The organism is Stutzerimonas marianensis (assembly GCF_022810315.1).
Classification (GTDB): Bacteria; Pseudomonadota; Gammaproteobacteria; order Pseudomonadales; family Pseudomonadaceae; genus Stutzerimonas; species Stutzerimonas marianensis.
This window is the reverse complement of record NZ_JALGRD010000001.1, coordinates 57006-81391: the sequence shown is the minus strand read 5'-3', so window position 1 is coordinate 81391 and position 24386 is coordinate 57006. Positions and strand designations below refer to the sequence as shown.

Below are 24386 nucleotides of genomic sequence, written 5' to 3'. Positions count from 1 at the left end.
GGCCTGCCTCCAGAGTCGATCAGCTACCCGCTTCGGTCCGTGTCAGGCGCAGCATGTGCACGCGGCGACTGTCGGCATTCAGCACACGGAAGCGGAACCCGTCGATTTCGGTGATTTCATTGCGCTTGGGCAGATGCCCGAAGGCGTTCATCACCAGGCCCGCCACGGTGTCGAATTCTTCGTCCGGGAACTCGCTGGCGAAGTAGTCGTTGAAGCTGTCGATGGGGGTAAGCGCCTTGACCAGGAAGTCGCCGCTGGGCAACGGCCGGATGTAGCTGTCTTCCTCGATGTCGTGCTCGTCTTCGATATCGCCGACGATCTGCTCCAGCACGTCTTCGATCGTGACCAGGCCGGCGACGCCGCCGTATTCATCGATAACGATCGCCATGTGGCTGTGGTTGGCGCGGAATTCGCGGAGCAAGACGTTCAGGCGCTTGGATTCGGGCACGAAGGTGGCCGGGCGGAGCAGATCCTTGATGTCGAAGCTGTGCTGCTCGTCCTGGAGGATCAGTGGCAGCAGGTCCTTGGCCAGTAGCACGCCGATCACCTCGTCGAGGCTGTCGCCAACCACCGGGTAGCGGGAATGTGCGGCGGAAATGACCGCCGGCAGGAATTCCCGCGGTGACTGGTCGGCGCGGATGCTCATCACCTGCGAGCGCGGCACCATGATGTCGCGCACCTGCAGATCCGCGACCTGGATGGCGCCCTCGACGATCGCCAGGGCTTCGTTGTCGAGCAGTTTGTTCTGATGGGCGCCGCGCAGGACGTCCAGCAATTCCTCTCGGGTTTTCGGCTCATGGGCAAAAGCCTGGGTGATCTTTCCAAACCACGACTTCTGCCCGTTGCTCGATCGGTCTTCGCTCATGTCTTCGACTCAGTGGTCCTTGCAATGCCTTGGGGGCTATTCGCCAGCGTATGGGTCGGGATAACCCAGCTCCGCCAGCAGTTCACGTTCCAGGCCTTCCATTTCTTCGGCTTCCTCGTCTTCCAGGTGATCGTAGCCCAGCAGGTGCAGGCAACCATGGATGACCAGGTGCGCCCAGTGTGCCTCCAGCGGCTTGGCCTGTTCGGCGGCCTCCCGCTCGACCACGGCGACGCAGATCACCAGGTCGCCGAGCAGGGGGATGTCCAGCAGGGGCTCGCCGTCGGGCCCGTCAGGCACGTCCGCCGGAAAGGACAGCACGTTGGTGGGGTAGTCCTTGCCGCGGTAATCGCGGTTCAGCTCGCGGCCTTCGGCTTCGTCGACCAGCCGTATCGTCAGTTCGGAGTCGGCGCTGCGCTGGCGCAAGGCCAGTTCGCACCAGCGACGAAACGCCTGTTCATCCGGCGTTTCGGCCGCGGTCGCCCGTTGCAGGTCGAGCTCAATCATCGCGTTGCGTATCCCGCCGCTTCTGCGCCCCACCGTGCTCGTCGAAGCGCTCGTAGGCCTCGACGATGCGCTGCACCAGCGGATGACGCACGACGTCCTTGGGCTTGAAGTGCGTGAAGCTGATGCCGTCGACGTCCCTGAGCACTTCGATGACATGGGCGAGGCCGCTCTTGGTGCCGCGCGGCAGGTCGACCTGGGTGATGTCACCGGTGATCACCGCGGTCGAGCCGAAGCCGATCCGGGTCAGGAACATCTTCATCTGTTCGAGCGTGGTGTTCTGGCTCTCATCGAGGATGATGAAACTGTTGTTCAGCGTGCGCCCGCGCATGTAGGCCAGCGGAGCGATCTCGATCACCTGCTTCTCGATCAACCGCGCCACGTGCTCGAAGCCGAGCATCTCGTAGAGCGCGTCATAGAGCGGGCGCAGGTAGGGATCGATCTTCTGTGCCAGGTCGCCGGGCAGGAAGCCGAGCTTTTCGCCCGCTTCGACCGCCGGGCGGACCAGCAGGATGCGGCGTACCTGCTCGCGCTCCAGGGCATCGACTGCACAAGCGACGGCCAGGTAGGTCTTGCCGGTGCCGGCCGGGCCAATGCCGAAGTTGATGTCGTTGTCGAGGATCGACTTCACATAGCGCTGCTGGTTGGCGCCGCGCGGGCGAATGTTGCCCTTGCGGGTGCGCAGCGAAATATTGGGTGTCGCCGAGGGGTTGGCCAGCTCTTCCATGCCCGATTCCTGCAGGAACAGGTGCACCAGGTCGGGCGACAACTCGGTGCTCTTGGTTTCGCGGTACAGGCGGCGCAGGAGATTTTCCGCGGCCTTGGCGACGTCGCTCGGCCCGACCAGTTCGAACTGGTTGCCACGGTTGCGGATTTCCAGCTCCAGGCGCTGTTCGATCAGGCGCAGATGCTCGTCGAACTGGCCGCAGAGGTTGGCGAAGCGATCGGCTTCGAAGGGCTCGAGGATGAAACGATGAGGTTCGATAGGGGCGTTCAAGGGCTTTTGATTGACCTGCTGTGCATGAAGATGGGGTGAGAATAGCGCCGCATGACGAAAAAAGCAGCGGGCTGGAAGAGCCGTACCCGGCGGGTCTCGCGCCTGGTCGGTCGCCGATTCCAAACCACGAACTCAGGGTGAGCGCCGCATGTTGCCGGGATCGAAGCCCGGCGGCAGGTGCGGGCAGCGTGGCCTGCGGCCCGGCGCCGCCTGGGCGGCCAGCCGACAGGCGGCGCTGTCGCCCAGCACTCCCCTGGCGCCTGTCGCTCGCGTGCGTCAATCCATCAGGGTGCCACGCAACGAGTGCGGTAGGGCATCGTCGATGTGGACATCGACGAACTGGCCGATCAGCAAGGGATTTCCGCTGCGGAAGTTGACGATCCGGTTGTGCTCGGTACGGCCCTGCAGCATGCCCGGGTCCTTCTTGGAATAGTCGGTGACCAAGATGCGCTGGCGAGTCCCGACCATCCGTCGGCTGTTCTCGAAGCCCTGCTGGTTGATCCGTTGTTGCAGGATCGCCAGGCGCTGCTTCTTGACGTCGTCGGGAGTGTCGTCGGGCAGGTCGGCCGCGGGTGTGCCGGGGCGCGAGCTGTAGACGAACGAATAAGAGAAGTCGAAGCCGACGTCCTCGATCAGTTTCATGGTCTGCTCGAAATCGCGCTCCGTCTCGCCCGGGAAGCCGACGATGAAGTCCGAGCTGATCAGCATCTCCGGCACCGCGGCCTTCAGCTTGCGGATGCGCGACTTGTATTCCAGCGCCGTGTGGTTGCGCTTCATCGCCGCCAGCACCCGATCGGAGCCGGACTGCACCGGCAGGTGCAGGTATTTGACCAGCTGCGGAATCTCGGCGTGGGCCTGGATGATAGCGTCGGAAAACTCCAGCGGATGGCTGGTGGTGTAGCGGATGCGATCGATGCCATCGACCGCCGCCACGGCGTGCAGCAGGTCGGCGAAATCATGGTCGTCGAAGCGGTAGCCGTTGACGTTCTGCCCTAGCAGCGTCACCTCTTTCACGCCGTTTTCGGCGAGGTGGATGATCTCGGCCAGTACGTCGGCCAGCGGCCGGCTGACTTCTTCGCCGCGGGTGTAGGGCACGACGCAGAAGGTGCAGTACTTGCTGCAGCCTTCCATCACCGAGACGAACGCGGTCGGGCCGTCGACGCGGGGTTCCGGCAGGCGATCGAACTTCTCGATTTCGGGGAAGGAGATGTCGACTTGCGGCTCTCTGGTGGTGCGCGCGGCGTCGATCATCTCAGGCAGGCGGTGCAGCGTCTGCGGACCAAACACCACATCGACGTATGGCGCGCGGTCGCGAATGGCCGCGCCTTCCTGACTCGCGACGCAGCCGCCGACCCCGATGACCAGCTGCGGGTTGTCCTGCTTCAGCTCGCGCCAGCGCCCCAGCTGGGAGAAGACCTTTTCCTGGGCCTTTTCACGAATCGAGCAGGTATTGAGCAGGATCACATCGGCTTCCGCCGGGTTGGCAGTGAGCTCGAGAGGTTGTTGCTCGCCCAGCAGGTCCACCATGCGCGAGCTGTCGTACTCGTTCATCTGGCAGCCATGGGTTTCGATGTAGAGCTTGCGGGTCATGTTACGGGCCGGCGTTGTGCAAAAAATGACCGGCGATTATATGCGTACGCCGAACCCGTTGAAAGCGTCGCGCGTGGCCCGGCGTGGGTAAGACGGCGCGGCTGATGAGTGCTCAGGGCGAGAAGGGTTTGTTTTCGCCGGCGGTCTGCAGGTCCATCAGGTAGTCGCGGAATATCTGGCCGAGCACCTGGGTGGCGATCTCCAGTTCGTCGCGGCGCATCTGTGAGGAAACCCGGTCGGCCGTGTCCAGCGCCTCTTCCTCGCCGTTGACGGCGGACATCTTCAGTACTATGTAGGCCTGCACATTGTTGGCCGGCACGCCTTCGCCGCGAAAGAACATGACGCCCAGGCGATGCTGTGCCAAGGCGTGCCCCTGCAGCGAGGCCTGCTCGAACCAGTGCAGTGCTTTCGGCAGGTCGCGTGGTGTGCGGCGTCCATCGTAGTAGTACTCGCCGAGTTCGTAGGCGGCCTGGACATCGCCATCCCGCGCGGTCTGTTCACAGGCGCGCAAGGCCTCGGGCATCTCCTCGGGGGGCATGTTCAGTGCACAGCGGGAGGTCGCCGGGATCAGCAGCGAATTGCCACCTGCAAAGCTCGACAGGGGCGTCAGTAGCAGCAGACAGCCAAGAGCAAGGCTGCGACCGGTGCGAATCATGAATCGAGGCGCCTCGAAGATCAGGGCGGTGATTGGAAGTGTGGCGTAAAACGAGCCAGCGGTCACATTATGGATAAGGCGCCGCCGCCTTACAAAGCCTTAATCGCGCGCCGGCCGCTTTTTATGCCGGCATTTCATCGCGCTGGTCGAACTGGATGGCCAGATTCGGCAGCAGCCAGGCCAGCAACGGGCAGAGGAGCGCCAGACAGAGCATCTGGTAATCCGCCAGCGGATGGCGAAACACCAGCCCGTTCCAGGAGGCCGACAGCAGTGCCAGCAGGGCTGCGACCAAGCCGGCCAATGCGGTGCGGCGGGCCGGCCAGCGCAACAGGCCGGCATAGGCGATCAACAGGGCGCTGGCCACCGCCAGCATCGCGGCATACTCATCGCTCCGTTCGAAGCGGCGGGCCAGCTCGAAGAACACGCACAAGCCGATGATCACGCGACCCCAGGTCGGGCGGCTCCAGGGCGACCGGCGACTGAGCGCCAGCGCGGCGATGCCGGCCAACGGCAGCCCGAGCAGCAGCGTGGCCTGCAGCAGCCAGCGCTCGGCGTGCAGCGTGTCCAGGCCGACGCCGAGTCGCGCCGCCGCACAGGCGCCACCGCCAGCCGCCAGGGCGAGCGCGAGCAGGGCACTGAAGAGAGCGGGCTGATTCGCCTCGTCATGGCCGCGACGGGCCAGGCCGAGCCGAACGGCACTGGCCGTCGCCAGGACGGCGAGGAGCAGCGCCTGGAGTAGCTCCGGCATCAGGCACGCTTCAGTTGGGCGAAGGCGCGCTCGGCGGCGTCAAGCGTCAGTTTCAGTTCCGTCTCGCCGTGGGCAATGGAGGTGAAACCGGCCTCGAACGCGCTGGGCGCCAGGTACACGCCGCCTTCGAGCATCAGATGGAAGAAGCGCTTGAAGCGCTCGGCATCGCTGGCCATCACGTCATCGAAGGTGACGATATCGGCCGCCTCGCTGAAGTACAGGCCAAACATGCCGCCCACCTGGGTCGTGACGAAGGGGATGCCGGCTGCGGTGGCGCGGGCCTTCAGCCCATCGAGCATGCGCGTGGTGTAGTCGCTGAGCTCGTCATGGAAGCCGGGGCGATTGATCAGCTTGAGGGTGGTCAGGCCGGCGGCCATGGCCAGAGGATTGCCTGAGAGCGTGCCGGCCTGGTAGACCGGGCCGAGCGGGGCGATGCGCTCCATGATCGCGCGCTTGCCGCCGAAGCAGCCGACCGGCATGCCGCCGCCGATGATCTTGCCAAAGGTGGTCAGGTCCGGTGTCACGCCGTAGTGCGCCTGCGCGCCGCCGAGCGCGACGCGGAAGCCGGTCATCACCTCGTCGAAGATCAACACAACGCCGTGCTGGTCGCACAGTTTGCGCAGCCCTTGCAGATAGCCCGGAGCGGGCGGCACGCAGTTCATGTTGCCGGCGACGGGCTCGACGATGATGCAGGCGACGTCCTGGCCCGCTTCGCCGAGCATCCGCTCCACGGCGGCCAGGTCGTTGAACGGCAGGGTCAGGGTGTGCTTGGCGAAGGCTGCCGGTACGCCGGCCGAACTGGGCACGCCCTGGGTCAGCGCGCCGGAACCCGCCTTGACCAGCAGGCTGTCGGAATGGCCGTGGTAGCAGCCTTCGAACTTGATGATGCTGTCGCGCCCGGTGTAGCCACGGGCCAGGCGGATGGCGCTCATGGTGGCTTCGGTCCCGGAGCTGACCATGCGCATCATCTCCATCGACGGCACCAGGCTGCAGACCAGCTCGGCCATCTCCGTTTCCATCGCCGTTGGCGCGCCGTAGGACAGGCCGTGCTGCAGTTGGCGGCGAACGGCGTCGAGCACCTCCGGATGGCTGTGCCCGAGGATCATCGGTCCCCAGGAGCCGACATAGTCGACGTAGCGCTTGTCATCCTCGTCGATGACATAGGCGCCCTCGGCATGCTTGAGAAACAGCGGGGTGCCGCCGACGCTGCGAAACGCGCGGACCGGCGAATTGACTCCGCCGGGGATGTGCTGCTGGGCGCTGGCGAACAGAATTTCGGAACGGGACATGCTAGGCCTCTCATGCGGGGAAGTGGGGAAACATGGCGGACGCGTACGGTACCGCCAGGCGCTCAGTGAGCGGCGAACAGATCGCTGAACGCGCGGGCACGGCGCTCGACCTCGCGCGGCGACTCCGCGGAAAACAGCGCGTGAATCACCGCGATCAGGCTCGCACCCCGGGCGATCAGCTCGGGGGCGGTCTCCAGCGTCACGCCGCCGATCGCGGTGATCGGGACTTCGAACCGCTGGCGGGCCTGCTCGAGCAGTTCGGGTGTAGCGCTGGGCGCGCCAGGCTTGGTGTTGGAGTCGAAAAAACGGCCGAAGGCAATGTAGCTGGCACCCTCCGAAACGGCCTGCTCAGCCAGATCCAGGCGGGCATGGCAGGTGGCGCCGATGATGGCCTTGCGTCCGAGCAGGGCGCGCGCGGCGGACAGTGAGCCGTCTTCCTGTCCGAGATGCAGGCCTGCGCCCAGTCGTGCGGCGAGTTCGGCATCGTCATTGATGATCAGGTGCGCGCCGTAGCGTTCACACAGCTGCTGCAGGGCCTCGGCTTCACGCAGGCGGCGTGCGTCGTTGTCGGACTTGTCGCGGTATTGCAGCAGGCGGGCGCCGCCATCGAGCGCGGCTTCGACATAGGGCAGCAGGCGGCCCTCGGCGAGCAGCCTGCTGTCGGTGATGGCATAGAGTCCGCGTAGCCGTGAGGTGACTTTCATCGGCGGGTTCCTTCAGGGCAGATCCAGCGGAAGGCGACGGGGAATGTACTGGCCGCGGCCCGGGGCCTCGGCGTCGCGCAGGGTGCGCCAGGTGTAGTCGAGTGCCGTCTTGACTGCGCTGACCAGGTCCTCGCCGAGTGCCAGCCGCCCGGCCAGCGCGCTGGCCAGGGTGCAGCCTGAGCCGTGATAGCTGCCCGGAAGACGCTGGCAGCTGAAGTCGTAGCGGCTGCCATCGCGGCAGTAGAGTCGGTTGTGCACCTCGGTTTCGTCGCCGTGGCCACCGGTGATCAGCAGATGACGGATCCGTGGCAACAGCCGCTCGGCGCATTCGTCGGCGCTGCCTTCCGGTAACTCGGCGAGGATGCGGGCTTCCGGCAGGTTCGGCGTCGCGATGGTGGACACCGGGAACAGCCGCTCGCGCATGGCGTAGCCAACTTCGTCCTTGCCCAGCGCACCGCCGCCGCCAGCGCGCAGCACCGGGTCGCAGACCAGCGGGACGCCGGGCAGCTTCTGCATGATCTCCAGCACCGTGTCGACCATTTCGACCGAGCCGAGCATGCCCAGTTTGACCGCCGCCACGGGGAGATCGGCGATGACCGCGTCGGCTTGAGCCATCACCCAGGCGCGATCCAGCACGCGGAAGTCGGCGACGTCGACGGTGTCCTGGACGGTCAGGGCCGTGACCGCGGGCGCGGCGTGACAGCTCTGGGCCAGCAACGCTTCGATGTCAGCTTGCAGGCCGGCGCCGCCGCTTGGGTCATGGCCGGAGAGGCAGAGGACGACAGGGCGGGAGCAAGGGCCGGACATCGAGGGTTCCCCAGGGTAGGCGTGGCACGGGCGGCCGGTGCAGTGTTGCGCCGGTATTTCGAGGCGTGCGAGCTTATCACCAAACACCGGGCACGGCTCGCCCGGGGTCAGCAGGTCGCGGCTAGACAACGAGCCGCTCGGCAGGTTCCCTCAGTTCGTCGGAACCTTTGCCGTTAACCCATGCTAAAGTGCCACCACTTCTGAGCGGTCACGTGTCTTCAGGGAGGTAGGCTTCCCTGACGTGCTCGATGGATTCTCCGACGCATGCGCCATTTCATCCTGCTGATCTTCAGCGTGTTGCCGATGCTGGCCAGCGCAGTCGTGTTCGACGAACACGACCGCCGCATTCCCCTCGGGCGGGCGATGGCCGTTCTGGAAGACCCGACGCGCGAAGCGCGCATCGAAGAGGTGGTCGCGCTCGATGCGGCGGGCAAGTTCGTTCCGCACGATCAGGATGTACTCAACGCCGGCTACTCGCGTTCGGCTTTCTGGCTGCGTGTCGATCTGGATTACCGTGCCGGCGAGCGGAGCCGCTGGTGGCTGGAGCTGGCCTATCCGCCCCTGGATCTGCTGGAGCTCTACCTGCCGGATGGGCAGGGCGGCTATCGCCTGGCCGAGCGCAGCGGTGACACCCTGCCGTTCAGCCAGCGCCAGATCCACCAGCGCAACCACCTTTTCGAGCTGCAGATGACGCCCGGCCAGAGCCAGCGCCTCTACCTGCGGCTGGAGAGCGAGGGCTCGATCCAGGTGCCCCTGACCCTTTGGGCACCGGTCGCCTATCTGGAAGAGCAATCAGCGCACATTTACATCCTGGCGGTGATCTACGGCGTGCTGCTAGTGATGCTTGTCTACAACCTGTTCATCTATCTCAGCGTCAGGGACCGCAGCTACCTCTACTACATCCTCTACATCGGCTCGTTCGGGCTCTACCAGATCTCGGTGAACGGCCTCGGCGTGCAGTATTTCTGGCCCGAGTCGCCCTGGTGGGCGAACGCTTCGACCCCTTTCCTGATCGGCGCCGCCGGCCTGTTTGGCTGCCAGTTCGCGCGCAGCTTCCTGCATACCCACGAACACAGCCCCTGGATCGATCGTGCGCTGCTTGCCCTGATGGCGCTGGGGGTGGTCACCATGGTGCTGTCGTTTACTTCCAGCTACGCACTGGCGCTGCGGCTGGCGACCTTCCTCGCACTGTGGTTCATCCTCGTCATCTTTGTCGCCGGGATACTGGCCTGGCATCGCGGCATGCGCGTGGCCCGCTACTTCATGATCGCCTGGACGACCTTTCTCATTGGCGGTCAGATCAATACGCTCATGGTCCTTGGCTACCTGCCGCACATGTTCCTGACCATGTACGCCGGGCAGATCGGTTCCGCCGTCGAGGTGGCGCTGCTGTCACTGGCGCTGGCCGACCGCATCAACATGATGAAGGAAGAGCGCGCGCAGATGCTCGAGGAAACCGGGCGCAAGCTCGAGGAGCTGAACCGCGAGCTGGCCGAAAGCAACCGCCTGAAGGACCAGTTCCTGGCCAACGTCACGCACGAACTGCGCACGCCCATGCATGGGGTGATCGGTAGCCTCGACCTGATGCGCACCCTCGACCTGGGCAACGAGCTGGAGCAGTACCAGCGCATTGCCACCAGCTCGGCACGGGACATGATGCGCCTGGTCAACGACATCCTTGCGCTGACCGAACTGCAGGCCGGCAAGCTCCGCGTACGCCAGGAGGCGTTCGGGTTGCGGGCCGTCTTCGACGAGCTTTATATGCTCTACGGCCCACGTGCGGCCTCGCGTGGCCTGGATTTCGACCTGGACTTCGCCGTTGGCTTGCCCGCGATGCTCGTGGGTGACGCGGCGAAACTGAAACAGAGCCTCGGCTACCTGCTCGACAACGCCATCAAGTTCACCTTGCATGGCGGCGTGACCTTGGCCGTCAGTGGGAAGGATACCGGGGACGGCTTCGAGCTCAGGGTCGAAGTGATCGACACCGGGATCGGCTTCGAAGCGCCCTCGGACGATTCGCTCTACCAGTATTTCCGCCAGCTCGACGGCAGCATGACGCGGCAGTACGGCGGGCTCGGCATCGGCCTGTCGCTCTGCCGGCAGCTGATCGAACTGCAGGGCGGCGGCCTGTCCTACCATTCCGAGCCCGGCCAGGGCAGCCGTTTCCAGCTGCTGATGCCTTTCCAGCCGGCCTGACACCGGCGCGACATTCTCCGCGCAAGATTGGCCGAAACCGCACTTTTGCCCTGTCCTGGTGCGTGCTTCACTTGACGGACGGGGCGCGTCTGGCCCCCTCACATGACCGGCCTGGTCTGTCGCCGGCGCAAGGCGACTGGCGCCGCGCGACCCGCATCGAGGAAAGCTGCCATGAGCCTGCACGAATATGCCGAAACCCATGAAGTCCTGAACCAGGTACCGCCGCTCGACGGCGTGAATCTGTATCGGCTCGACCTGCCACTGCAGGACTGGGTGCGTCGCTATCGGGGTGGCTGGGCCGAGACGCGACTCGACGCATACGGTGCGCTGGCCGGCGGCCCGCTGATAGCGGCCGGGTTTCTCGCCAATGAGAATCGCCCGGTGTTCAAGAGCCACGACCGTTACGGCCATCGCATCGATCTGGTGGAATTCCATCCCGCTTACCACCAGCTGATGAGCACCGCCATCGCCCACGGCATCCCCTCGCTGCCCTGGACCGACCCGCAACCCGGCGCACAGGTCGCCCGGGCCGGGCTGATGTACTTGCACAACCAGGCGGAGGCGGGCAGCAGCTGCCCGCTGACGATGACCTACGCCAGCGTGCCCGCGCTGCGCCAGCAACCGGGAATCGCCGACCTCTGGCTGCCCAAGATCCTCAGCCTCGAATACGACCCGCGCAACCTGCCCATGGAGCAGAAAGCCGGCGTCACCATCGGCATGGCCATGACCGAGAAACAGGGCGGCACCGACGTGCGTGCCAACACCACTCGCGCGTACCCCGTCGGCGCCACTGGGCCGGGCCAGGCCTACGAACTGGTCGGCCACAAGTGGTTCTGCTCGGCGCCCATGTGCGACGCCTTCCTTACCCTGGCGCAGACCGAACGGGGGCTGACCTGTTTCCTGCTGCCGCGCCATCGACCGGACGGCAGTCGCAACCAGTTCTACATCCAGCGGCTGAAGAACAAGCTCGGCAACTGGTCCAACGCCTCCAGCGAGGTCGAGTATCGCGGCGCGCTTGCCTGGATGATCGGCGAGGAGGGCCGTGGTGTGCCGACCATCATCGAGATGGTCGCCTCGACCCGCTTCGACTGCATGGTCGGCTCAAGCTCGCTGATGCGCCAGGCGCTGACCCAGGCCATGCACCATTGCACGCACCGTCAGGTCGGCGGCAAGGCGTTGATCGAGCAACCGCTGATGCAGAACGTGCTGGCTGACCTCGCGCTGGAAAGCGAGGCTGCGTTGGCGCTGACCATGCGCATGGGCCGTGCCCTCGATCATCCGTTCGACGAAGGCGAGGAAACCTTCGCCCGCGTCGTGACCGCCATCGGCAAGTACTGGATCTGCAAGCGCGCCCCGGAAATGATCGCCGAGGCCAGCGAATGCCTGGGCGGCGCCGGCTATGTCGAAGACACCCTCCTGCCGCGGCTCTACCGCGAGGCCCCGGTCAATTCGATCTGGGAAGGTTCCGGCAACGTCCAGTGCCTGGATGTATTGCGAGCCCTGTCCAGGGAGTCCGGCGCGCTCGATGTCCTGCACAACGAGCTTGGCGACGGCCATGGCGACCCGCGCCTGCGCGCGCATGTCCGCCAGCTCCAGGCGGCGCTCGCCGACACCGACGCCATCCATTACCGGGCCCGTCAGTTGACCGAAGACCTCGCCGTCGCCCTGCAGGCCAAGCTGCTCCTCGAGGCGGGCAACGAAGCCGTATCGGACGCCTTCATCGCCAGCCGCCTGGACGGCCGCGGGCGCGTCTTCGGCACCCTTCCGACAGGGCTGGACATCAGTGCGCTGCTGGCGCGGAGTGCGCCGTTTCTGGATTAGATCGACTCTGGTCGGCAACCGCTGGCTTCCCCGTCAGGATCGCCGCCAGCACCTCCCGATCGATATTCGCCCCGCTGAGCACGACCGCGATGCGTTTGCCCCGGTTGCGCTCGCGGTCCTGCATGGCGGCGGCCAGCGCGGCGGCGCCGGCGCCTTCGGCGAGGTTGTGGGTGTCTTCGTGCAGGGCAACGATGGCGTGGCGAATCGCGGCGTCGTCGACGCGCAGGATGCGGGCCGCCCCCGTGCGGATGATTTCCAGCGCCTCGGGCGCCGGCATGCGGCAGGCCATGCCGTCGGCGAAGGTATCGGCGGTTTCGGTGCAGACGATCCGCCCCTGTTCGACGCTCTGCGCGTAGGCGTCGGCCGCGCTGGAGACCACGCCGATGATCTCGGTGTCCAGGCCCAGCAGGTCGCGGGTGCGGATCATGCCGCAGATGCCGGAACCCAGGCCGATCGGAACATAGACGCGGCGCAAGTCGGGCACGGCCTCGAGCAGTTCGAGTGCGTAGGTGGCGACGCCCTTGATCAGGTCGGGGTGCAGTGATGGAACGAAGTGCCAGCCGTCTGTCTTGGCGAGCTGCGCGGCGCGCAGGCGGGCGGTGTCGAAGTCGCGCCCGTATTCGATCACCTCGGCGCCACAGGCGCGCATGGCGGCGTTCTTTTCCGTGGAATTGCCCTCGGGGACGAGAATCCGCAGCTGCAGCCCCGCGTCACGAGCAGCCATCGCCAGGCTGATGCCGTGGTTCCCGCGGGTGGCGGTGATCAGCCCGGGTAGTCGAGGTTCGCGCTTGATCAGTTCCTGGATATAGACCAGCCCGCCACGGACCTTGAAGGCGCCGGCCGGCGTGTGGTTCTCGTGCTTGACCCAGACTTGGCAGCCGAGTCGTCGGGCCAGCAGTGGCCAGGCATGTTGCGGGGTAGGCGGGATGGACTGGTGTACCAGTTCCGCTGCCTGGCGCAGTGCGTCGAGATCGAACATCGGAAGCTCCTGGCTGGGTTTGACGTCGATCCTACGAGCCGCGCATTGTATGGGTAAATTCTTTTATTGCATGGCAAGCAATGTGGTTACCAACCCTTTCGGATGATGGCCAGCCGCGCTATCTGGCGCTGGTCGAGGCCATCGCCACGGCGATCGCGTCTGGCGAGCTGCGGCCCGGCGACCGGCTGCCGCCACAGCGCCGGCTCGCCTGGGCGCTGGGCCTGAACCCGAGCACGACGATGCAGGCGTACCGTGAAGCAGGACGGCGCCACCTCATCGGCGGCGAGGTCGGGCGCGGCACCTACGTGCTGGCCAGCAGCCGGGAAGCCAGCCTGTTCCGCCTGAAATCACCCGAGCCGGACGCCGAAGCGCTCGATCTTTCGACGAATCTGCCCGTGCTCGATCCCGACGATGACGACCTGCAGCGCAGTGTGACGGCGCTTTGCGCGCGCCACGAGATGGCCGGTCTGCAGGGTTATCCCACCGCGCGCAGCCTGCGGCATGGTGCGCTGGCCGTCAGCGAGTGGCTGCGCGGACGGGCGCTCGAAATGCCGCCTTCGCAGGTGGTGCTGTGTGCCGGTGCTCAGCAAGGGGTATTCGCCGCGCTGCTCGGGCTTTGCGAGCCGGGTGAAGCGGTGCTGGTCGAAGGGCTGACATCGCCGGGTATCAAGGCGGCCGGGCGCCAGTTGCGGCTGCCTCTGCACGGCGTGGCGATGGATGAACACGGCATCCTGCCGCAGGACCTCGACCGCCAGGCACGAGCCACCTCGGCGCGCGTCGCCGTGCTGACTCCCTGCCTGCAGAACCCGACGGGCGCGAGCATGAACGCGCTGCGCCGCGAAGCCATCGCCGCCGTGGCCAGGGCGCGTGGACTGTGGATCATCGAGGACGATATCTACGGGGCGCTGGGCGATGAGCCGTCCCTGGCCTCGGTATTGCCCGAGCGCACCCTGCTGGTCAGCAGCCTGTCGAAGACCGTCGCGCCGGGATTGCGGCTGGGGTTCATGGCCGGGCCTGCGGCGCTCATGGTACGAATCGACCCCGAGGCTCAGGCGACCAGCTGGGCGCTTTCACCGCTGTGCCTGCGAATCGGCAGCGACTGGCTGCAGGACGGTACCGCGGCGCGTCGGTTGGCCTGGCAGCGCGAGCAGGTCCACCAACGCTGGCGGTTGGCGCAGAAGCTGCTTGGCTCCAGGGGCGTGCCCTCACCGCATCTCTGGCTGCCGCTTGCGTCTGGTGTCGATATGGCCAGCTTGTGTCGCCTGGCTGGGATCGAGGCTGCCGGTTCGGCAATGTTCGCGGTCGGGCATGACGCGCCTCCTGCATTGCGCCTGAGTCTGACCGCTGCGCCGAGCCTGGCGCTCTTGAAGGCGCGGCTGGAGCGGTTGTCGGGTTTGCTCGCCGCGGCGCGGTGCGATGAATGAGTGCGGACGGGTGCTACCGCTGTCATCGAACAGCAGGCAAGATGTTTTCAACGACCAGACAAGGAAACCCACCATGAATCCAGCAGGCGAGACCTTTCGCATTGCCACCAGCGCTGAAGCGGCCGTGGACCACCTTGCCGAATTGCACCAGCACGCCACGCGCGCGCTGAACCAGGCGCTCAAACGCTATGTCGCCACGCGCGAGGAGCCCGATGCCGCCGAGCGCGCACTGTTTCGCTACCCCGAGCTACGCCTGACCTACGCCTGCCACGGCCAGGTCCCGGCTTCGACGCGCGCTTACGCGAAGGTGCAGGCGCCGGGCATCTACAGCGTTACCGTGACGCATCCGGCGGCGTTCCGCGGCTATCTGCTCGACCAGTTGCGCCCGTTGATCGCCGATTTCGGTGTCAAGGTCGAGGTCGGCATCAGCGACCGCAACATTCCCTACCCCTATGTGATCGAGCAGGGCGACGAGCTGGCCGGCACCGGCGTGACCGCGGCCGAGCTGGCCCGGGTGTTCCCCAGCACCGACCTGTCCGCTGCCACGGACGACATTGCCGACGGCCTCTATGACTGGGAGCACGCCGACCCTTATCCGCTGGCGCTGTTCGACGGCGCGCGGGTGGACTTCTCCCTGCGCCGGCTGGTGCATTACACGGGCAGCGATTGGCGCCATGTACAGCCCTGGATCCTGCTGACCAACTACCATCGCTACGTCGACCAGTTCATCCGCCACGGGCTGGACATGCTGCGCGACGACACCCGCTTCGTGCGGATGGTGCTTCCGGGCAACGTGATCATCAAGCGCGGCATGGATGAAGGTGAAGCCCAGGCGATCATCGGCGGCGTGCTCTGGCATCGCTACCAGATGCCGGCCTACCACCTGGTCGCAGAGGACGGCCACGGCGTCACCCTGGTCAACATCGGCGTCGGGCCATCGAATGCGAAGAACATCACCGATCACCTCGCCGTGCTGCGTCCGCACTGCTGGCTGATGATCGGCCATTGCGGCGGCCTGCGGCAGTCGCAGTCGATCGGCGACTACGTGCTGGCTCACGCCTACATGCGGCGCGACGGCATCCTCGATCGCGTGCTGCCGCCGCACATCCCGCTGCCGGCGCTGGCGGAGGTGCAGCAGGCGCTGCAGGAAGCCGCGGCGCAGGTGACCGGGGACAAGGGCGAGGCGCTGAAGAAGCGGCTGCGCACCGGCACCGTGCTGACCTACGACGACCGTAACTGGGAGCTGCGCTGGGCGCAGGAGCGGCCGTTGATCAACCTGTCGCGCGCCGTGGCGGTGGACATGGAGAGCGGCACCATCGCCGCCCAGGGCTACCGCCTGCGGGTGCCCTACGGGACGCTGCTCTGCGTGTCGGACAAGCCGCTGCACAGCGAGATCAAGCTGCCGGGCTCGGCCAACGCCTTCTACGAGCGGGCCGTGACCCAGCACCTGAAGATCGGTATCGCAGCGCTGGATATGCTGCGCAACCAACTCAACTCGCTGCACTCGCGCAAGCTGCGCAGCTTCGACGAACCGCCGTTCCGCTGAGCCAGGCGCAACGAAAAAAGCCCGAGTCAGGTCACTGGCTCGGGCTTTTCATTTCAAGAACGGCATGGCGGCGTGAAGCCGCAGGGGTATACAGTCGCTTCGGCCCAGCAGTCGAGGCTCTGCACCTCGACCATTCACGCGTCGTTTGTCAGGCCGCGAGCAACCAGGCGCCAGCCAGGGCCGACGCCGCACCGGCGATGCGTACCAGAGGCGCGGCAACCTGCGGCAAGCTGCGGGCAACGACGTAGCCGGCGCCGTGCAGCGCCGCGGTCGCGGCCACGAAACCGGCGGCATAACCCCAGGGACTCGACAGGGCCGGCAACTCCAGGCCGTGCGCGACCCCGTGACTGGCGGCGAACAGGGCGGTCAGGCCGGCTGCGACGGCCAGTGGTGGGCGTACCGCCAGTGCGACCAACAGGCCCAGCGCCAGCACCGACCCGGCGATGCCGGTTTCCATCAGCGGCATCTCGACCCCGGCAAAACCGAGCAGGCCGCCGAGCAGCATGGTGGCGACGAAGGTCAGCGGCAGCGCCCAGCGCGCCGTGCCGGTCTGCTGCGCCGCCCAGAGCCCGACGGCGAGCATCGCCAGCAGATGATCGAGGCCGAAGACCGGATGGGCGAGACCGGACATGATGCCGGCGTGGTCGTGCCCGGGGTGGGCTACAGCCAGCGCCGGACTGAGCAGCAGGGCGGTGGCCAAGAGAAGTTTTCTGTTCATTCGGTGTTCCCTCTGGTTTGCATGATGCGTTCGAATCGTCGCGATGCTTCGCGTCGGCGCGGTCGGCGGTTTCCCGGTAGCAGCCCGCTGGCTGGCTGGCGAAGCGCTTGGCGATAAGCGAGCACGGACGGGCGGGCCTACAGGCGGTGTTGGCTCAGGCGGCGCTGAGCATTCCCTGTTGTTCGATGAAGGCGATGATCTCGTCGAGCCCCTGGCCGACTTTCTGGTTGCTGAACACGAACGGCTTGTCGCCACGCATCTTGCGGGCGTCGCGGTCCATGACCTCCAGCGAGGCGCCGACCATGGGAGCGAGGTCGACCTTGTTGATCACCAGAAGGTCGGACTTGCAGATCCCCGGCCCGCCCTTGCGCGGCAGCTTGTCGCCGGCCGAGACGTCAATCACGTAGAGCGTCAGGTCCGACAGCTCGGGGCTGAAGGTTGCCGAGAGGTTGTCACCGCCGGATTCGACGATGATCAGGTCCAGCCCCGGGAAGCGCCGGTTGAGCTGTTCGACCGCTTCGAGGTTGATCGAGGCGTCTTCACGAATGGCCGTGTGCGGGCAGCCGCCGGTTTCCACGCCGATGATGCGCTCGGGTGCCAGTGCTTCGTTGCGCACCAGGAACTGGGCGTCCTCTTGGGTGTAGATGTCGTTGGTGACGACGGCGATGTTGTAGCGCTCGCGCAGGGCGCGGCACAGGGCGAGGGTCAGGGCGGTCTTGCCCGACCCGACCGGGCCGCCGATGCCGACGCGCAGGGGTTGGCTGTTCATGGATGGTCTCCTCTGGAAGGCGATGTGGCTGCCTTGGGGTTGCGAAAGGGGTGCCGCTGCCGATTGGGGCAGGGATGGGATTCGTTGGGTGAGCGTATTTGCCGCTTGCGGATGCAGTGCGTGTCGGCAGTGGCTTGGGTGCTTCCAAGGGGCGTTCCGACACTCAGGCAAAAAGCCAACGGCTGCGCGGCCGAGGTCCCTTTGCATGGGCTCCGTGAATAAAGTAGGTCGCATGGGCGCGCGGGCTCTCGGGCAGTGCTCGTTCCGCCTGATGCGAATGGCGGAGGCGACCGTTGGTCTGCTCATGACCTGAACAACCGACTGTACTGTCGCTCGTGTCCCATGCTGGCCAGCACCAGTCCGAACGGCAGGCTCCCCCAATCCTCGGGCGCCCGGTCGGTGGCGATGCGAGCGGCCTGGTCGAGGCTTGGCAGCAAGGCCGACGTCAGCCGCTGGGCCGCCTGCTGCCCCAGCGGCAGCGTTTTCATCAGCACCGCCAGCTGGTTTTCCAGCCAGCCCCAAAACCAGGCACTCAGCGCCTCCCGCGGCGGGATCTGCCACGCGCGGGCGGCGAGCGCCCAGGTCAGGGCCAGACCAGATTCGGGGGTGCGGGCAAGCAGAGCGCGGGCGGGGGCGTCTAGTTCCGGCAGGCCGTCGAGCAGTTGGCCGAGCGAGTAACCCATCTGCCGGCTTTCCAGCTGCAGTTCGCGGGTTTCACGGCTGGCGCGGTGGCGTTCGGCGAGTTCAGCAAGGGCGGGCCAATCCTCGCGGGCGGCCGCTTCGCAATGCGCCAGCAGAAGCGGCGCCTCGAAGCGCGCCAGGTTCAAGAGCAGTTGATCCTCGAGCCAGGCAGCAGCCTGTTCGGCGGTGGCGACCAGACCCTGCTCGACCGCCATTTCCAGGCCCTGCGAGTAGCTGTAGCCGCCGATCGGCAGCTGCGGGCTGGCCAGGCGCAGCAGGCCCCAGGCCGCACCGTTGATCACGGGCGCACTCCGAACTGGTGCAGACGAGGGGCGTAGCTGAACTCGGCCTCGCCCGCGTGGGAGTGATGGTGGCCGCCGCCGTAGGCGCCATGTTCGGGCTGGAAGGGCGCCTCGATGGCTTCGACCGTGGCGCCAAGCTGCAGCAGCATGTCCTTAAGCACGTAGTCGTCGAGCAGGCGCAGCCAACCGTCGCCGATCTGCAGCGCCACGTGGCGGTTGCCGAGGTGATAGGCCGCGCGCGTCAGCTCGAAGGCGCTGGCGCAGGTGACATGCAGCAGGCGCTCCGGGCGGGCACGCACGCGGACGATGCGGCCGTCTTCGGCCTCGAGAGACTCGCCATCGCGTAGCGGCGGCTGGCCGCGCTCGAGGAACAGGCCGACGTCCTCGCCCGTCGTGGTGAAGCAGCGCAGGCGTGACTTGCTGCGTGCCTCATAGGTAAGCAGGAGTTCGGCGTCAGCCTTGGCATGCGTCTGTGTACGGCGATGAATGACCAGCATGGGCGCGGCAGTTCCGGTTGTGCGTTCGGCACAAGCAGAGCAAGGCGCTTGCCAACCTGCGTTGGCAGAGGCGTCGCGCCGGCTGCGGGGCTGGCCGTGCCTGAAAATGGGGCTCATGCCGCATCATGATGGTGCGTCAGCTATATGCTCGCACCATCGGGGTGCATCAATGCAGGGCGCGCACCATGTAAACCGCGGGGAGGCGATAGCTGGCGAGGTTATCGACCTGGCGCGGTTCGAGTTCGGTATGAGCGCTGTAGCCCAGGCGCGACCAGAAGGCTTCGGATTCCTGCACCGAAACCAGTGCCGAATAGCGGATCTGCTGGCGGCTGGCCTGCTCCAGGTTGCGGCTCACCAACGCCGGGCCGATGCCACGGCCGGCGGCGCGGCGCGAGACGGCCAGGTCGTGCAGGTAGAGGCAATCGGCTTCGGGGTACTGTTTGAAATCGCCGTCCAGCGGGGTGACCTTGCCGACGCGCGAGTGATAGGCGAACAGATAGGCGCAGACGCCTTGTTCGTCTTCGGCCACCCAGGCGAGTCGCGGAAAGGCAGCGAGACGGTCGCGGATGACCGCTTCATCCTCGAGGATTTCGGCGGCGTAGGATTCTTCCTGAATCGACATCACGGCAGGGATATCGCGCACCTGCATCGCGCGTAACTTGAACATCAGACAAGACTCGGATTGACGCGGCCGTTGCTATGGCGGCGCGCGCGGGGGCGGCGATCATACGCGATTGTCGAGCGGCTGGAGCGGTACCCGACGGAATGATCGCGATTACACCCGAACGGCATGACCGTTTCGCGACACGACGGCCACCGTGAAGGACGATCGTCTGGTCGGCTCGGCTCATGTGACGACTGACGAAACACGGATTTAGGCGCATAATTCTTAGGTAGCTACCTATCGTCGCGGTTTACCAATTGAACAATTCCCACCAGCCCCTGCTCGGCGTGCTGCTCATTCTGGTGTCCTGTCTGACTCTGGCTTCGCACGATGGCCTGTCCAAGCACCTGACGCAGCTCTATCCGGTATTCCTGGTTATCTGGGCGCGCTACATGGCGCAGACGACCCTGATGCTTGCCCTGTTCACGCCGCGCATGGGACGGCGCGTCTTCCAGACGCTGCGTCCGGCCCTGCAGATCTGCCGCGGCCTGAGCCTGGTCAGCGTCAGCATGCTGTTCATCAGCGGGTTGAGCTACATCCCGCTGGCCGAGGCCACCGCCGTCATCTTCCTCACGCCGCTGCTGGTCACCATCGCCTCGGCGCTGTTGGGCGAGCAGGTCAGCCGCGCTCAGTGGCTGGCGGTCGGCTGCGGGCTGATCGGCGTGATGATCATCGTGCGCCCGGGCGGCGCGCTGTTCACTCCGGCGATCCTGCTGCCCTTCGGCGCCGCGGTCAGTTTCACGATCTACCAATTGATCACCCGCCGGCTCAGCGCGACAGACCATCCGGTGACCAGCAATTTCATCACCAGCCTGGTGGGCAGTCTGGTCATGAGCGTACTGGTGATCTTCAACTGGCAGACGCCGTCTCTGCATGACGCCGTGATGATGGCGGCGCTCGGCGCCATGGCCATGAGCGGACATCTGCTGTTGACCAACGCGTTCCGCTTCGCCAGTGCAGCCGCGCTGGCACCCTTCACCTATTCGCAGATCATCTTCGCCGGTGTGGTGGGCCTGATCGCGTTTGGCCACACGCCGGATGCTGGCGCCATCACCGGGATGGCCGTGATCATTGCCAGTGGGCTGGTCATGGCGTACGTACAGGGGCGGCAGCCACGCGCGCCGCTCTGATTCACCGTGGTGTGGCCGCAGGCCCGCCGCAGAGCTTTCAACACTAGACCAGACAAGGGCGACTAGACCCTTGCGTGCGACTCAACAGGACGGACACATGCAACGACGCTCTCATCACACCCTGCGCCAGGACTTCCGCAAGTTACTGGCCTCGGACCGCTGTTATCACACCGCCTCGGTATTCGATCCGATGTCGGCCCGCATCGCTGCCGATCTCCAGTTCGAGGTCGGGATTCTCGGTGGCTCGGTCGCCTCGCTGCAGGTGCTGGCTGCGCCCGACTTCGCGCTGATCACCCTCAGCGAGTTCGTCGAGCAGGCCGTGCGCATCGGCCGCGTTTCGCGACTGCCGATCATCGCCGATGCCGACCATGGCTACGGTAATGCGCTGAACGTGATGCGCACCGTGGTCGAACTCGAGCGCGCCGGGATTGCCGCGCTGACCATCGAGGACACCCTCTTGCCGGCCAAATTCGGCCGCAAGTCTACCGATCTCATCGGCATGTTCGAGGCGGTCGGCAAGATTCGCGCGGCGCTGGAGGCGCGCATCGACCCCGAGCTGTGCATCATCGCCCGGACCAACGCCGGCGTGATCGGCCTGGAAGAGGTGATCGCGCGCGTGCAGGCCTACGAGGCGGCCGGGGCGGACGCGATCTGTCTGGTCGGCATCGAGAATTTCGAGCAGCTCGAGCAGGTCGCCGAAAAGCTCAAGGTGCCGCTGATGCTCGTCACCTACGGCAATCCGCAACTGCGCGACAACGAACGCCTCGCCCGGCTGGGTGTGCGCATCGTGGTGAACGGCCATGCCGCCTATTTCGCCGCGATCAAGGCGACCTACGACTGCCTGCGCGAGCAGCGCCAGATCGACGCCTCCGACCTCAACGCCTCGCAGCTGTCGGTCAAGTACTCGACAGCGGAGGAGTACATGGTCTGGGCCGAGGAATACATGCAGGTCAAGGAGTGACCGCTGCGGCGGCGGCTCGCCCCGGCCGCCGCGACCATCGCCGTGCTTGGGAGACCTGATGAGCCCACGTCTACTGACCTTCATGGTCGCCTTCGCCGCCTTTCTCGGCCCCTTCACCCAGACGGTCTACACACCGATCCTGCCGGAGCTCGGCACCGCGCTGCGGACCACGCCGTTCCTGATCAACCTGAGCATTTCGATCTTTACCTTCGTGCTCGCCTTCATGCAGATCATCTATGGGCCACTGGTCGACCGCACCGGTCGCAAGCGCACCCTGCTGGCGGGTCTGGCGGTCTACGTCGTCGCCTCGATGGGCTGCTTTCTGGCCAACAGCATCGAAGTGCTGCTGGCCTTCCGGGCGTTGCAGGCGGTGGGCATCGCCGCCGGTGCGGTGGTGGCGGTCACGGTGATCGGCGACCGCTTCGAAGGCGCCGCGCGGGGCCGGGCAATGGGCTCGTTCCAGATGATGGTGGCGCTCGGTCCGGTCGCCGGGCCTGTGGTGGGTGGCTTCATTGGCGAGCACGTGGATTTCCACTACGTGTTTCTGCTGCTGGCGATCGTCGGTATCGGGGCGCTGGCGAGCAATGCGCTCTGGCTGCAGGAAACCCGCCCCGCCGGCGGGCCGCCGCGCGCGTTTCACCCGGTGCAGTACCTCGAGGTGCTCGGCAATCGCCAGGGTCTGGCGATCATGCTGCTGAGCTTCGTGCAGTACTACGCGTTCTATAACTACCTGGTGTTCATGCCGCGGATCCTGGACGCCCGTTACGGGTTGAGCGCCAGCGAGAAAGGGCTGGTGTTCCTGCCGCTGTCGATCGCGGTGGTGATCGGCAGTTTCGTCGGCGGGCGGCTGCTCGGCCATTGGCGGCCACGACCCATGCTGCTGATCACGGCGCTGCTCAATGCGCTCAGCCTGCTGCTGTTCCTGGCGGTCGCTCAGTCATCGCTCGCCGCGCTGGTCGTGGCGGTCACTGCGTTCGGGCTGTTTCTCGGGTTGTCGCTGCCGGTGCAGACCAGCCTCTTGATGGACCTGTACCACGAGAACCGAGCCACGGCCGTCGGCAGCTACAACTTCTTCCGCTTCATGGGCATGGCGACCGGGCCGGTGCTGGGCTCGTGGCTGTTCCAGGACGGCAACCTGGGCCTGCTCTACGGGTTCGCCGCAGCAGTCTTCCTGCTCGCTGTCGGCCATGCGCAGCTGCGTTTTCGCCAGGGCTGATGACCGGCCGGGCGCTTAGAAGAAGGCGCGCTCGGCCTTGAACATCATGAACCCTTCGCAATAGGCGTTCTGTCCCGAATAGACGCCGCATTGCGCGCCCTGCAGGTTCGAGTCGGAATAGGACAGGTCCAGCTTCACCCCGAGCAGCTGCCGGGACAGGCTCAGCGACCAGTCATTGAACGTTCGCAGGCTGCCGCCGTTGTAATACAGCGGGTTGTCCACTGAGTGGGTGGCGTACTTCAGACGGACCCCGACGTCGAAAGGGCGGACCGAACCCAGTTCGATAAACAGGGTGCTGTCGGTGCGCCCCAGTGCGCTGCTCAGTGCGCCGCCCAGCCGGCTGCTGCCCAGGTTGAAGCCCGCGTAGTATTCCTCGCGGTCCCAGGTGTCGATTTCCGGGAAGCTGTAGCGGATCACCCCCAGCTCATAGCCGGGCGAGTCGTCCATCCGAGGCTGCGCGTAGCCGACGTAGCTGTTGAGCTCCAGCTGGCTGCCGTCCAGCAGTCCGACGCTGGGCGACCACTGGCCGACATACACTCCGCTCTCATGGGTGAGGTCCAGCCCACCCCGGAACGTGCTGGCCGTGGCTGGCTGAACCAGCCCCTGGGCCATGCTGCGTGTCGGCGCCGTACCGAGTTTGAGGTCGAATTGCCCGACCTCCCGTTCCATGACTTCTGGCTGGCTGGCGCAACCGCCCAGGGCGATGACCAGCGCGATCAGGTATCTCTTGTCCATAATTCCGCTTCACGGGTCAGGTGTGTCTGGTAGGCCGACCAGCGACGACCATGAGCGGGCGAGGCCGTGCCAGAGCGCTCCAAGCGCCCACCGAGACACGGCCTTCCCTTCACTTCGGCTCGAAGGATAGCCAAAGCCCTTTACCGGCGAGCCCCGCTCGTCGATTTGGCGCCAGCAAATCGACAAGCGGTGCCGGTGTGCTGGCGGTACGTATTTGCGGCACTTGATTTCAGCGGCTGGTGAACCTGTCCGGGCCAGGGTCGATCAGAGAAAGGTAGAAACCTGTGAGAAGGCCCTGTCGGGCCGAGGAGGGTGCGATGGCTACCGGTTGGGCGAACGAGGGGGCTGTGCAGGACCAGATCGACAGCACGCTCGAGGACGCCGTGCAGCGCGCGCGCAGTCGGCTCGGGCATGGCGAGAGCCTGCAGCGTTGTGAAGCCTGTGGCGAACCCATTCCAGAAGCACGGCGCGCGGCCGTTCCCGGCGTTCGGCTGTGCATCCGCTGTCAGGCGGAGCAGGACAAGCAGGACGCCAGATCCAGCGGGTACAACCGCCGCGGCAGCAAGGACAGCCAGTTACGTTGACTGCCCC

24 protein-coding genes are annotated in these 24386 nt (G+C 65.9%); 8 read left to right on the top strand and 16 right to left on the bottom strand.

The genetic code is table 11. The features are described 5' to 3' along the window. Nucleotides 1-19 precede the first annotated feature (19 nt). The 9 genes from MST27_RS00385 to MST27_RS00345 all read right to left on the bottom strand — a co-directional run bounded on the left by MST27_RS00385 (nt 20) and on the right by MST27_RS00345 (nt 8156). The gene (locus tag MST27_RS00385; RefSeq protein ID WP_243604028.1) at nt 20-865 is read right to left on the bottom strand and encodes an HlyC/CorC family transporter; all 846 of its coding nucleotides are present in this window, start codon (nt 863-865) and stop codon (nt 20-22) included. A 36-nt stretch (nt 866-901) separates the two neighbouring features. Further along, nucleotides 902-1369: an rRNA maturation RNase YbeY gene (gene ybeY, locus MST27_RS00380; protein ID WP_243604027.1), complete on the bottom strand. Its 468-nt coding sequence runs from the start codon at nt 1367-1369 to the stop codon at nt 902-904. After that, on the bottom strand, nt 1362-2363 hold the full coding sequence (locus MST27_RS00375; protein WP_243604026.1) for a PhoH family protein: 1002 nt from the start codon (nt 2361-2363) through the stop codon (nt 1362-1364). Before MST27_RS00375 ends, ybeY begins: the two co-directional genes overlap by 8 nt. A 276-nt stretch (nt 2364-2639) precedes the next feature. Next, on the bottom strand, nt 2640-3953 hold the full coding sequence (gene miaB / locus MST27_RS00370) for a tRNA (N6-isopentenyl adenosine(37)-C2)-methylthiotransferase MiaB (protein WP_243604025.1): 1314 nt from the start codon (nt 3951-3953) through the stop codon (nt 2640-2642). A gap of 112 nt (nt 3954-4065) precedes the next feature. Beyond that, nucleotides 4066-4608 (bottom strand): tetratricopeptide repeat protein, encoded by a 543-nt coding sequence (locus MST27_RS00365; protein WP_243604024.1) that lies wholly within the window; start codon nt 4606-4608, stop codon nt 4066-4068. Between the two features lie 121 nt (nt 4609-4729). Further along, on the bottom strand, nt 4730-5356 hold the full coding sequence (locus MST27_RS00360; protein WP_243604023.1) for a hypothetical protein: 627 nt from the start codon (nt 5354-5356) through the stop codon (nt 4730-4732). Next, nucleotides 5356-6645, bottom strand: a complete 1290-nt coding sequence (gene hemL, locus MST27_RS00355; RefSeq protein WP_243604022.1) for a glutamate-1-semialdehyde 2,1-aminomutase — start codon at nt 6643-6645, stop codon at nt 5356-5358. Before hemL ends, MST27_RS00360 begins: the two co-directional genes overlap by 1 nt. Before the next feature lie 62 nt (nt 6646-6707). Further along, nucleotides 6708-7349 carry a thiamine phosphate synthase gene (gene thiE / locus MST27_RS00350; RefSeq protein WP_243604021.1) on the bottom strand — a complete coding sequence of 214 codons (642 nt, stop codon included), beginning with the start codon at nt 7347-7349 and terminating at the stop codon, nt 6708-6710. A gap of 12 nt (nt 7350-7361) precedes the next feature. Further along, complete coding sequence (locus tag MST27_RS00345) at nt 7362-8156, bottom strand: hydroxymethylpyrimidine/phosphomethylpyrimidine kinase (protein ID WP_243604020.1); 795 nt, start codon at nt 8154-8156, stop codon at nt 7362-7364. A 264-nt stretch (nt 8157-8420) separates the two neighbouring features. Here MST27_RS00345 and MST27_RS00340 point away from each other — a divergent pair, with 264 nt between their 5' ends. Together MST27_RS00340 and MST27_RS00335 are read left to right on the top strand one after the other, a co-directional pair. Then, nucleotides 8421-10352, top strand: a complete 1932-nt coding sequence (locus tag MST27_RS00340) for a sensor histidine kinase (RefSeq protein WP_243604019.1) — start codon at nt 8421-8423, stop codon at nt 10350-10352. Between the two features lie 171 nt (nt 10353-10523). Next, nucleotides 10524-12173, top strand: coding sequence for an acyl-CoA dehydrogenase family protein (locus MST27_RS00335; RefSeq protein WP_243604018.1), 1650 nt, complete (start codon nt 10524-10526; stop codon nt 12171-12173). Here the strand turns inward: MST27_RS00335 and MST27_RS00330 are convergent. Continuing rightward, nucleotides 12133-13152, bottom strand: coding sequence for a threonine dehydratase (locus MST27_RS00330; protein ID WP_243604017.1), 1020 nt, complete (start codon nt 13150-13152; stop codon nt 12133-12135). The two genes, MST27_RS00335 and MST27_RS00330, sit on opposite strands and share 41 nt — an antisense overlap. 80 nt (nt 13153-13232) lie before the next feature. Here MST27_RS00330 and MST27_RS00325 point away from each other — a divergent pair, with 80 nt between their 5' ends. Both MST27_RS00325 and amn read left to right on the top strand, forming a co-directional pair. Next, nucleotides 13233-14576 (top strand): aminotransferase-like domain-containing protein, encoded by a 1344-nt coding sequence (locus MST27_RS00325; RefSeq protein WP_243604016.1) that lies wholly within the window; start codon nt 13233-13235, stop codon nt 14574-14576. A 73-nt stretch (nt 14577-14649) separates the two neighbouring features. Next, a complete protein-coding gene (gene amn, locus MST27_RS00320) occupies nt 14650-16122 on the top strand; it encodes an AMP nucleosidase (RefSeq protein WP_243604015.1) in 1473 nt (490 codons plus the stop codon). Between the two features lie 148 nt (nt 16123-16270). Here amn and MST27_RS00315 read toward each other — a convergent pair whose 3' ends face one another. From MST27_RS00315 to MST27_RS00295, 5 genes are all read right to left on the bottom strand, one after another. After that, nucleotides 16271-16840, bottom strand: a complete 570-nt coding sequence (locus MST27_RS00315; RefSeq protein WP_243604014.1) for a HupE/UreJ family protein — start codon at nt 16838-16840, stop codon at nt 16271-16273. 154 nt (nt 16841-16994) lie between these two features. Next, complete coding sequence (gene ureG / locus MST27_RS00310; protein WP_243604013.1) at nt 16995-17609, bottom strand: urease accessory protein UreG; 615 nt, start codon at nt 17607-17609, stop codon at nt 16995-16997. 302 nt (nt 17610-17911) lie between these two features. After that, nucleotides 17912-18589, bottom strand: a complete 678-nt coding sequence (locus MST27_RS00305; RefSeq protein ID WP_243604513.1) for an urease accessory protein UreF — start codon at nt 18587-18589, stop codon at nt 17912-17914. Further along, nucleotides 18589-19089 carry an urease accessory protein UreE gene (gene ureE, locus MST27_RS00300; RefSeq protein ID WP_243604012.1) on the bottom strand — a complete coding sequence of 167 codons (501 nt, stop codon included), beginning with the start codon at nt 19087-19089 and terminating at the stop codon, nt 18589-18591. Before ureE ends, MST27_RS00305 begins: the two co-directional genes overlap by 1 nt. Nucleotides 19090-19255: 166 nt before the next feature. Further along, nucleotides 19256-19738, bottom strand: coding sequence for a GNAT family N-acetyltransferase (locus tag MST27_RS00295; protein ID WP_243604512.1), 483 nt, complete (start codon nt 19736-19738; stop codon nt 19256-19258). Between the two features lie 272 nt (nt 19739-20010). Here MST27_RS00295 and MST27_RS00290 point away from each other — a divergent pair, with 272 nt between their 5' ends. From MST27_RS00290 to MST27_RS00280, 3 genes are all read left to right on the top strand, one after another. Next, nucleotides 20011-20883 (top strand): DMT family transporter, encoded by an 873-nt coding sequence (locus tag MST27_RS00290; RefSeq protein ID WP_243604011.1) that lies wholly within the window; start codon nt 20011-20013, stop codon nt 20881-20883. A 97-nt stretch (nt 20884-20980) separates the two neighbouring features. Beyond that, entirely contained in the window at nt 20981-21844 is an 864-nt protein-coding gene (locus MST27_RS00285) for an isocitrate lyase/PEP mutase family protein (RefSeq protein ID WP_243604010.1), read from the top strand. 58 nt (nt 21845-21902) lie between these two features. Continuing rightward, nucleotides 21903-23060: an MFS transporter gene (locus MST27_RS00280; RefSeq protein WP_243604009.1), complete on the top strand. Its 1158-nt coding sequence runs from the start codon at nt 21903-21905 to the stop codon at nt 23058-23060. Nucleotides 23061-23075: 15 nt separating this feature from the next. On the opposite strand, the gene MST27_RS00275 is transcribed toward MST27_RS00280, so the two are convergent. Next, a complete protein-coding gene (locus MST27_RS00275) occupies nt 23076-23795 on the bottom strand; it encodes a TorF family putative porin (RefSeq protein WP_243604008.1) in 720 nt (239 codons plus the stop codon). Between the two features lie 317 nt (nt 23796-24112). Between MST27_RS00275 and MST27_RS00270 the strand changes: the two genes are divergently transcribed. Next, a complete protein-coding gene (locus MST27_RS00270; protein WP_243604007.1) occupies nt 24113-24379 on the top strand; it encodes a DksA/TraR family C4-type zinc finger protein in 267 nt (88 codons plus the stop codon). Nucleotides 24380-24386: the final 7 nt, after the last annotated feature.